The sequence below is a fragment of the Peribacillus sp. P4_C12 genome (genome assembly GCF_056402095.1).
The window spans coordinates 1-9,520 of record NZ_JBFUIB010000115.1; the positions used below are offsets into that span (position 1 = coordinate 1).

General features: G+C 36.4%; 9 protein-coding genes. 6 read left to right on the plus strand and 3 right to left on the minus strand.

Going from position 1 to position 9,520, the window contains the following annotated elements; translation table 11 throughout:
- Positions 1–369 precede the first annotated feature (369 nt).
- Entirely contained in the window at positions 370–717 is a 348-nt protein-coding gene (locus AC1DUW_RS14980; RefSeq protein ID WP_477642859.1) for a VOC family protein, read from the plus strand.
- A 301-nt stretch (positions 718–1,018) separates the two neighbouring features.
- Here AC1DUW_RS14980 and fabF read toward each other — a convergent pair whose 3' ends face one another.
- The gene (fabF, locus tag AC1DUW_RS14985) at positions 1,019–2,254 is read right to left on the minus strand and encodes a beta-ketoacyl-ACP synthase II (protein WP_477642860.1); all 1,236 of its coding nucleotides are present in this window, start codon (positions 2,252–2,254) and stop codon (positions 1,019–1,021) included.
- 121 nt (positions 2,255–2,375) lie between these two features.
- Here fabF and AC1DUW_RS14990 point away from each other — a divergent pair, with 121 nt between their 5' ends.
- The 4 genes from AC1DUW_RS14990 (at position 2,376) to speB (ending at position 8,038) form a co-directional block, all read left to right on the plus strand.
- Positions 2,376–3,230, plus strand: a complete 855-nt coding sequence (locus AC1DUW_RS14990) for a helix-turn-helix transcriptional regulator (RefSeq protein WP_458598481.1) — start codon at positions 2,376–2,378, stop codon at positions 3,228–3,230.
- 363 nt (positions 3,231–3,593) lie between these two features.
- On the plus strand, positions 3,594–4,961 hold the full coding sequence (locus AC1DUW_RS14995) for a sigma-54 interaction domain-containing protein (RefSeq protein WP_477642861.1): 1,368 nt from the start codon (positions 3,594–3,596) through the stop codon (positions 4,959–4,961).
- A gap of 504 nt (positions 4,962–5,465) precedes the next feature.
- Positions 5,466–6,893 (plus strand): MFS transporter, encoded by a 1,428-nt coding sequence (locus tag AC1DUW_RS15000; RefSeq protein ID WP_477642864.1) that lies wholly within the window; start codon positions 5,466–5,468, stop codon positions 6,891–6,893.
- A gap of 155 nt (positions 6,894–7,048) precedes the next feature.
- Complete coding sequence (gene speB / locus AC1DUW_RS15005) at positions 7,049–8,038, plus strand: agmatinase (protein ID WP_477642865.1); 990 nt, start codon at positions 7,049–7,051, stop codon at positions 8,036–8,038.
- 344 nt (positions 8,039–8,382) lie between these two features.
- On the opposite strand, the gene AC1DUW_RS15010 is transcribed toward speB, so the two are convergent.
- Positions 8,383–8,622, minus strand: a complete 240-nt coding sequence (locus AC1DUW_RS15010; protein WP_477642862.1) for a YjcZ family sporulation protein — start codon at positions 8,620–8,622, stop codon at positions 8,383–8,385.
- A gap of 149 nt (positions 8,623–8,771) precedes the next feature.
- Between AC1DUW_RS15010 and AC1DUW_RS15015 the strand changes: the two genes are divergently transcribed.
- Positions 8,772–8,921 (plus strand): hypothetical protein, encoded by a 150-nt coding sequence (locus tag AC1DUW_RS15015; protein WP_477642863.1) that lies wholly within the window; start codon positions 8,772–8,774, stop codon positions 8,919–8,921.
- A gap of 421 nt (positions 8,922–9,342) precedes the next feature.
- Here AC1DUW_RS15015 and AC1DUW_RS15020 read toward each other — a convergent pair.
- Positions 9,343–9,520, minus strand: a 178-nt coding sequence (locus AC1DUW_RS15020; protein WP_477642866.1) for a glycerophosphodiester phosphodiesterase, incomplete at its 5' end; no start/stop codon positions are given.

Consider the following 9,520-nt stretch of genomic DNA (forward strand, 5'->3'; position numbering starts at 1 on the left):
GCCACGTGTACGTGTTGGGCGATATCCACACCAACAACTAGATGTTGATCCGTAATTCTTTCAATTAGTTGATTTTGTTTGTTTTGCATTTTAAAATTCATAGTAGGGCTTCCTCCTTAAGACTTTGAGTTAGATTGGGATCTATACTCGTATCTTACTGAGGGGCTCTATTTTTTTCAAACCTGATATTTAACGATCTACAGGAATGCTAACGGGTGCTTTACTTCAATAAGGGAGTTGCTTCGGCAGCTCTTTTTCTTAATGAACTTACGGGGCAGTATAGTTGAAAAAGGAACTTGAATTTAAATCTCGAATATATAAAGTAATCAGATAGATAAAAATTTTGATGACAGATAGGAGCTAGATACGATGATAAAAGGTTTCGGAGGAATATTTTGGAGAACTAAAAATCTTGAAGTTGTGAAAAAATGGTACAGTGAAGTGTTGAAGCTTGAAATAGATAATTGGAACGGGACTGTGATAAAGCCCCAATCAGGAAATGAGACCATCTTTTCTTTCTTTACCGATGATGACAGTTATTTTCCAACAGAACAACAAGTGATGTTAAATTTCCAAGTACATAATCTAAACGAGACTATTAAGCATCTTGAACAKATTGGTGTACCYCTTGCAAAGAAARAAGAGATTAGTGAATTTGGAAAGTTTATTTGGATWGAAGATCCTGAAGGTCGACTGATCGAGCTTTGGGAGAAATAACTATTGAGCTAACAAGTGCTTTAGTTCTATAAGAGGAAGTAAAAAAAGTCGATTCCTTAACGTCGAGGAGATCGACTACTTTTCAGGTTGGATTCTCTTAACGTATAAAATTCCGAAATGGACGGTATAGCATTGTTGCTGCCATTCGTAAAAGTACACTTTTATGAACAAGAAAAAAGCCCTTAAGAGAAGAAAAAAGGGCTTTTTCGTATTTAATTCTATAAGACTCATTATGGTAACTAACTAAAGGTACTCTTGAGGATCTTTTATTTTAATTTAAAAAATACGAGCGAAAGTTAATTCACTCGTATTTTTTTAAAACGATAGCTGCATTATGACCTCCAAAACCAAATGAATTGGATAGACCAGTACTTATTTCCACTTTACGAGCAACACCTGGTACATAATCTAAATCACATAATGAATCAGGCTTTTCTAAGTTGATGGTTGGAGGAATAATTCCTTCCTTTAAACTTTTTGCCAAAGCAATTGCTTCCACGCCTCCAGCTGCTCCTAACATGTGACCAAGCATAGATTTATTAGCTGTTATTGGGATTTGATAAGCTTTTGATTCAAATAGTTTTTTAATTGCCAGTGTCTCAGATCGATCTCCCACTTCTGTACTTGTTGCATGAGCGCTAATAATATCAATCTCTTCAGGAGAAATTTTTGCATTTTTCAAAGCCATTTTCATTGCAAGATAGGCTCCTTTACCTTCTGGGTGTGTAGCTACCATATGATAGGCATCAGAACTCGCACCATACCCAATGACTTCTGCATAAATTTTTGCATCTCTACGTAAAGCGTGAGACAAAGATTCCAAGATTAAAATTCCTGCTCCTTCTGACATGACAAATCCATCTCGATTTACATCAAAAGGACGGCTAGCTTTAGTTGGATTATCGTTTCTCGTTGATAATGCTGTAGCATTACCAAAACTAGCTAAAGATAAATCTGTTATAGCTGCCTCTGCTCCTCCTGCAAAAACGGCATCAGCTTCTCCAAAGCGAATAAGTCTGAATGCTTCACCAATAGCTGTATTTCCGATCGCACAAGCAGAAACAGGTGACATAGTAGGTCCCATTGCGTTCCACTTGATACTAATTTGGGCTGCGGCAGCATTTGAAATCATGGCTGGTACCAGGGTTGGACTAACTCTTCTTGGACCTTTCTCTCGAAGAGTATCCACATTATCAATCAATGTTTCAATTCCCCCTATCCCCGAACCAACATATACGCCAAGTCTTTCTAGATTGATATCATCAATATCTAAATTAGAATCAGTCCAAGCTTGTTCAGCAGCAGCCAAAGCAAATTGAGAAAAGCGATCTAGACGTCGTGCTTCATTTTTTCCTAAAGTATCATCTGCATTAAAATCACGAATAATTCCTGCAATTTTTGCCTTATGATTGCTTACGTCAAATGTATCAATAGAGGAAATGCCCGACTTCCCTTCAGTCAGATTTCTCCAAAATTTTTCTACGTTGTTTCCAATAGGAGAGACTACTCCCATTCCGGTAATAACGACTCTTTCCATTTTTCATCACTCCAAATGAATAGTATACTTGTATTATACTTCGGGGTTATCCTATTACAAGTGAGTGTTTATCCTGGTATAATAACTACTAGGTTAAATTGTTATGATGGAGGTTTTAGAAATGAATGATAAAACCAGACTTGAAGCTTTGTCTTCATTTTTGAAAACGAAGCGATCCCAAATAAAGCCTGAATCTATAGGTATACCTGCTGGTACACGGAGAAGAACACCTGGCTTACGAAGAGAAGAAGTTGCACATTTGGCGGGAGTTAGTACTACTTGGTATACGTGGCTAGAGCAAGGTCGGGATATAAAGGTCTCTACAAGCGTATTGGATTGCATATCTACAGCTCTACAATTAAATAATGATGAACGAGAGTATCTATATGATTTAGCTTTAGAAGTGAAATCATCCATTATTCATCGAAAGAAGGATCAGCCAAAACTTAGTCCTTCTTTGGAAAGAATTTTAGCTGAGTTAACGTATTGCCCTACTATCATTACAGATCGACATTGTCATATTGTAGGCTGGAACAATGCTGCTGCTCATGTATTTTTAGATTTTGAACAACTCCCAGATGACCAACGAAATTTGATCCATCTAGTATTTACAAGAAAAGAATTAAAAGCATTAGCTGTGAATTGGGAGCATTTTGTTAAAGGATTTCTTTCCATTTTTCGTGCCTATTATGGTCACTTCTTAGGTGATGAATGGTATAACCTATTTATAAAAGAAATGAGTAATTCTCACCCAGAGTTTCAATCTTTATGGCAAGAAAGTCAAGTGAGTAAAGCTCCAGAAATGATGATTGAATTTAGACATGCTAAAGCCGGAAAGATGCTGTTTAATTTAACTTCTCTCCAAGTCCAGGGGGACATGGACTTAAGGTGTAGTATCTATACACCAGTAGAGGGAACAGCTACAGAAGATAAATTAAAACGATTAATGAAGAAAATCTCCATTGAAAGTTCATAAACCAGTATATTTACTGTGCCGAAAAATGCCAACTAAGGTGTTTTTTTCTTATTAAGCTAACGGGTGCGTAGCTTAATATCGGAACTGTATTTAAGGGAGTTTTTTCCTTATGGAACTATCGGGTGCTTTAGTTCATTAAGAAGAAGAAAAAAAAGTTGATTCCTTAACGTCTTTTACGAACTTTTTTGATTGTTACTTCTTTAAAATAGACTCTGTTAAACAATGCTTTTGATTTTTCTTCTTCAACTAACGAAAAAACGCTAGTTCACATAATCGTTCTTATCGGCATGAAAATAAAAAATAGTTTGAAATATTAGTCATTTTTGAATACTATATAATCAATAATGACTAGGAGGGTTCGGTATGGATCTGAAGGAACATGCTTACATTCTTTTAAAACAAATATTAGAGGATTCTTTTGATGAAATTTTTATTACCGATACCAATGGAAATATTATCTATACTGGAAAAACTACAGAAAAATTATTTGGAATTCCACATGAGAAAATGTTAGGTCAGAATGTTTTTCATTTAGAAAAAGAAGGTGTTTTTTCCCCATCTGCTATTGTAAATGTGTTAAAAAGTAAAAAAGAAGAAACTCTTATTCAAGAAACAAAGAACAAAAGAAAACTGATTATCTCGGGGTATCCAATTTTTGATGAGACAAATAAAATGATCGGAGTAGTAAGTTTTTCCAGAGATATTACGGAATTTGAATATCTCAAAAAAGAAAATGAACAAGTGGCAAAAGCCATACAACATTACAGGGAAGAAATAGCAGAGCTGAAAAAACAAACAACCAGGCCTTTTTTCTTAAAAAATAGCAAAATGGAAAAGGTACTTGACGTAGTATCAAAAGTGGCAAGTTTAGGCATTACAATATTGTTGGAAGGGGAGTCAGGGATCGGAAAAAATCACCTGGCACATATGATTCACCAAATTTCACCAAGAAGAAAGGAACCGTTCATTGAAATAAACTGTGGTGCTATACCTGAATCCCTAATTGAATCTGAATTATTTGGTTATGAAGATGGGGCTTTTACAGGTGCAAAAAAGGGAGGAAAGAAAGGATATTTTGAAAGTGCCGGCGGAGGAACCCTTTTACTAGATGAAATTGGTGAACTTCCAATGAATCTTCAAGTAAAATTATTATCCGTTTTACAAAACCAATCATTTATGAGAGTCGGCGGAAGCAAAAAAATTGAGATGAAATGCAGAATTATTTGTGCAACCAATCAAAACTTGGAAGAAATGATTCATAAAAAACAATTTAGAGAAGATCTATATTATCGCATTAACGTAGTTAAATTGACGATTCCGCCCCTAAGAGAGCGTAGGGAGGAAATGATTCCCCTAATTTATGAAATAACAGAAGAATTCAATACAAAGTACGGAATGGATAAGTATTTTACGCCGAGAATGGTTGCCTGGCTCAGCCAGCAGGAATGGCCGGGAAATGTTAGGGAATTGCGTAACTTTATTGAGAAGGTAATTGTTACGACCGAGTCCAAAGAAATCGACCTTGAGATCGTTGAGGATATAATAAACGGAGAGTCATCCAAAAAGGATAAGCAAGATATGACTTTGAATGAATACTTAGAAAGTGTAGAAAAAGAGTTTATTGTACAATTGTTCAAGAAATATCCCAGTAGCATTAAATTGAGTAAAAAATTGGGGATTAGTCAATCAACCGCAAACCGAAAAATACAAAAATATATTAATGGACTATAGTCAATTTTGACTATAGTCCATTTTTTTGAATTTTATATTGGTAGTAACCTTGAGGATAATTAAAGCGAAGTTAAAAAATAAAGAGGTAGAATGGGTCCAATGTAAATGAAATTGAAATAAATTAAAGACATGACAATAGTTAATTATGACTAACACTGTTTGTTTTGTTAGAATTTTTAAATTGGTATGAAAATTGCAAATAATTAAAGCGAAGTTAAAAAAACAAAAAGGTGGAATGGTTCCAATGTAGATGAAATTGAAATAAATCAAAGACAACGGCAAATTAATGGCTGTCAAGATGAAGGAAATGGACATAATGTTGGACTGGAAAAATAATCAAACAAAGTAGCAGAATTTTTAATAAGTAATTTCCCTGCTTAATGTAAGTAATAGGGAATCTTTTAAAAGGAAATGAAAGCGTTTTAATTTATAAGTTTTTGAGTACTATGTTTTGGTATCTTATGGACTCTCCAACGAAATGGATTTCTATAAAGGAGGAATATGATGGAGGGAAAAAATCAAGGCACGAATAAATTTATTGTCGGTATAGTTCTCGCTGTCCTTACATTTTGGCTGTTTGCACAATCCATGATTAATATTATCCCGGCAATCCAAAAAGATTTAGGGGTTTCATTGGGAACGTTAAATATTGCTACGAGTTTAACTTCACTATTTTCTGGTCTTTTTATTGTTGCAGCTGGTGGTATTTCTGATCGGGCAGGGCGTAAGAAGTTAACCTATATTGGATTGATTTTGAGTATTATCGGCTGTTTGTTGATTATTTTTTCACAAAGCGCAACATTATTAATTATTGGCCGTATGGTTCAAGGGATTTCAGCTGCTTGTATTATGCCAGCAACTATTGCACTTGTTAAAGGAGCCTTTGACGGTAAAGACAGACAGCGTGCTCTTAGTTATTGGTCCTTCGGATCATGGGGTGGTGGTGGTTTAACCACATTAGTTGGCGGTGCCATTGCCACGTATATGGGATGGAGATGGATTTTTGTAGTTTCCATCGGCATTGCTCTATTATCGATGTTATTACTAAAGAACATTCAAGAGAGCAAAGCAGATGAGCAGAGTAAAGTGAAATTTGATTTTACCGGTTTTTTTCTTTTTATCATCATGATGTTGATGATAAATATGATTGTGACACGCGGTCAAGATTTTGGATGGACAAGTCCGTTAACACTCGGTCTTATTGGTGGTGCATTGGCAACAATAGTAATTTTCTTTGCTGTTGAACGGAAAAAGAAGAATCAATTTATTGAATTTTCCCTCTTCAAAACAAAAGCATATACGGGAGCTGTTGTATCAAACTTCTTGCAAAATGGAATTGCAGCCACTGTCGTTGTCGCAAATACGTATATTCAATTGGCAAGGGGATTTACCCCTTTTCAAACAGGGTTACTCACCATAGGTAACGTCATTGCAGTACTTGTGATGATTCGGGTTGGGGAGAAAATGCTTCAAAAAATGGGTGCAAGAAAGCCAATGCTTTTAGCAATTTTCATAGCCACGTTAGGTATGAGTATGACAGCTATGACGTTTTTACCGGATTTAATTTATATCATTGTCGTATTTGCAGGCTTTTTAATTTCCGGGATTGGCCTTGGAATGTATGCAACGCCTTCGATAGATGTAGCTGTCGTGAATATTGCTGATGACAAAGTGGGCGTAGCTTCCGGAATTTATAAGATGGCAAGCTCATTGGGATACTCTTTTGGAATTGCCATTTCGACAGCAGTGTATGGTGTATTAGTGGCTATAGGCAGTATTCACGTTGCTGCTACAATCGGGATTTTAGTCAATTTAGTTTTTGCAATTCTAGCATTGATTGTCGTATCCAAAACCATTCAACCGGATGAAGGTAAAGAGAAGCCCTTACAAGCCATCCAAGTAGATAAAAACCTCGTTATTCAACAAGATTAACTTTTTGATAGATTGATATTTCAAAAGTCTACCAGGTGGTGCCATATAGAAGCAAATACTTAATCTTTTCTGTTACTATTTCAATAATAAATTAATTGGTACAAAACTTGCATTAATAATTTGATAAAATTGGTGATTAAAAGGAGGAAAAAATGATGGTAAAGCGTGATGAAAAACAAATTTTAAACCTTCCATTTACTGGAATCTGCACTTTTGGAAAATATCCAGTATGCCCGGATCTTGATCAATTGGATGCCGATGTAGCGGTAATTGGAGTACCTAATGATATGGGTACACAATGGAAATCTGGAGCAAGAATGGGTCCAAGAGGAATTCGTGAAGGTTCTACATTGTACAGCTTCGGACTCGATGGTGCCTATGATATTGAAAACGATATCATGTATCTTGGCCCGGATTGGAAAGTTGTGGATTGTGGCGATGTTGACATGGTTCATGGGGATTTTATGCAAAGCCATGAAAATACTGAAGAGGCGATTCGAAAAATTGTTTCTAAAGGTGCGATGCCAGTCATATTAGGAGGCGATCATTCCATCACAGCAGCAATTGGTAAGGGATTGGAAGATTTGGGTCCATTTCATGTGATTCAAATAGATGCCCATTTAGACTGGGCAGATCATCGCTCAGGACAACGTTATGGCCACGGAAGCTGTATTCGCCGTTTGTCCGAGATGGAACATGTACAGAAAATATTCCAGTTTGGGATCCGCGGTATTAGCAGCAGCAAAAAAGAGGATGTTGATGCTGCAAGAGAATATGGAAGTGTCATTTTATCACCACGCCAAATGAGAAAAGTGGGTCTAGAGCAAGTGTTAGAACATATTCCGGCAGGTGAAAAATATTATGTAACTATTGATATTGATGGTATAGATCCCTCCATAGCGCCTGGAACGGGAACCCCATCTCCTGGTGGTCTGCTTTATGATGAAGTGAATGAGTTGCTGGAGGGAATTGCAAAAAGGGGTGAAGTAATTGGTTTTGATTTAGTTGAAGTTGCTCCTCCTTATGATCCTACTGGCATGACTGGACAAGTAGCTGCCCGTATTTCATTGGATTTACTGAGCTATGTTTTAAAAGAAAAAGAGAAAAAGAGAGAAAATGAAAAAACTCTTTCTGCTCAGCTATAAAACTAAAGAATTGAACTAGTCTATCAAAGGCATTAGAAAGAGCCAATCCCCTAATAGATAAGGGATTGGCTTTTTTTATTGGATGGATATTGAAAAAATGGTGCGTGTCTATGATAATCTTCTAAGATTCTTAAAGGGTGCGTTAGTCTATAAGATATGAGATCCTTGAAGATTCTAAGCGTAGGAAATTCGGGGCTCTATTTTTCATAGAATGTATTATCATAGTTTTTCGCGCTTTGTCGTTTGGACCATAAGTAGGGTCCTCAAAATAGCTATCATTCCCCAGAAATAGGAATCAAATTTGAAGAAGCCGACCAATAAAGGTCGGCTTTTTCATACTATCTTTAACAACAGGCGCCATATCCGTAACCGCCGCCGTAACCGCCGCCGTAACCGCCGCCGTAACCGCCGCCGTAACCGCCGCCGTAACCGCCGCCGTAACCGCCGCCGTAACCGCCGCCGTAACCGCCGGCACCAACAAAGCTAGCTCCAACAATGATTAAGAGTATAAACAAGACGACTATAAAGGCGAAACCTCCACCAAATCCAAAACCGTCGTCACACCTTGATTCACAACCTGACATAAGACATCTCCTTAATTGTTTTTAAGGAGGAAATTAATTAAATGGGTTATATACCTTATGCTCTAATTAGGAAAATGACACAATAGTCTCCATCTCTGTTCATAGGATAAAAAAAAATTTCCGAAATGGATAGGGAGAGGTGAAACATAATGATGTTTGGTTGGCTAAAAGAAGAAACTAAAGTGAAAACTGAGTTTGGAGATTTTTTAGAGGTTTACGATATTAAGCAGGAATGGTTAGCAAAGAAAAGCAAAACCAGCCAAAGCTTAATAAGTCTTTTAACATCGGACCATTCTTGAACGCCGAAACCAACTACTGCATATAAACTTATTAAGGTATTAAGGGAATTTGAGTCTAATATAAAGAAAGAAGATTTTTGGTGAACTTCCTTATTACTTTTTCAAAGATGTTGGGCTATTACATAAGTTGTTACCACGATACCATAAAATTATTTTTATCGGTATCAATGCGAAGCAGTGATACCGTTGGTTTACTGGGGGTTCGATTCCCCCAGTAAACCACATAGGTGTACAATCATGTTTTTTGCTTACCAACCTTTTTAGTTAAACTAAAAAAAGGCGAAGGTTCACCCTTCGCCTTGTTCTTAAATGCTAATTTACGTCCGGAAAATGGGATTTCCAACGTTAAGAGGGTTTCAACAAAAAAAAAGATCAATCTCCTGTAGAAATCGACCTTTTTTCTAATAATTATACAAAAGTATTATTTTCTTGGATCTACATAATCTGGATAATCCGTAATAATTGCGTCAACTCCCATATCTAATAGGAAATCTGCTGCCTCTTGACTACGTACTGTCCATGATCCAATTTTCATATCAAGAGAGTGAACTTGATTCACTAATTCTTCAGTAACAATTCCATAGCTTGGATTAAAATAG

Excerpts from the sequence above, each read along its gene's own strand:
- fabF (WP_477642860.1), bottom strand. The coding sequence starts at position 2,254 with ATGGAAAGAGTCGTTATTACCGGAATGGGAGTAGTCTCTCCTATTGGA.
- AC1DUW_RS14990 (WP_458598481.1), top strand. The coding sequence starts at position 2,376 with ATGAATGATAAAACCAGACTTGAAGCTTTGTCTTCATTTTTGAAAACG.
- AC1DUW_RS14995 (WP_477642861.1), top strand. The coding sequence starts at position 3,594 with ATGGATCTGAAGGAACATGCTTACATTCTTTTAAAACAAATATTAGAG.
- AC1DUW_RS15000 (WP_477642864.1), top strand. The coding sequence starts at position 5,466 with ATGGAGGGAAAAAATCAAGGCACGAATAAATTTATTGTCGGTATAGTT.
- speB (WP_477642865.1), top strand. The coding sequence starts at position 7,049 with ATGGTAAAGCGTGATGAAAAACAAATTTTAAACCTTCCATTTACTGGA.
- AC1DUW_RS15010 (WP_477642862.1), bottom strand. The coding sequence starts at position 8,622 with ATGTCAGGTTGTGAATCAAGGTGTGACGACGGTTTTGGATTTGGTGGA.
- AC1DUW_RS15015 (WP_477642863.1), top strand. The coding sequence starts at position 8,772 with ATGATGTTTGGTTGGCTAAAAGAAGAAACTAAAGTGAAAACTGAGTTT.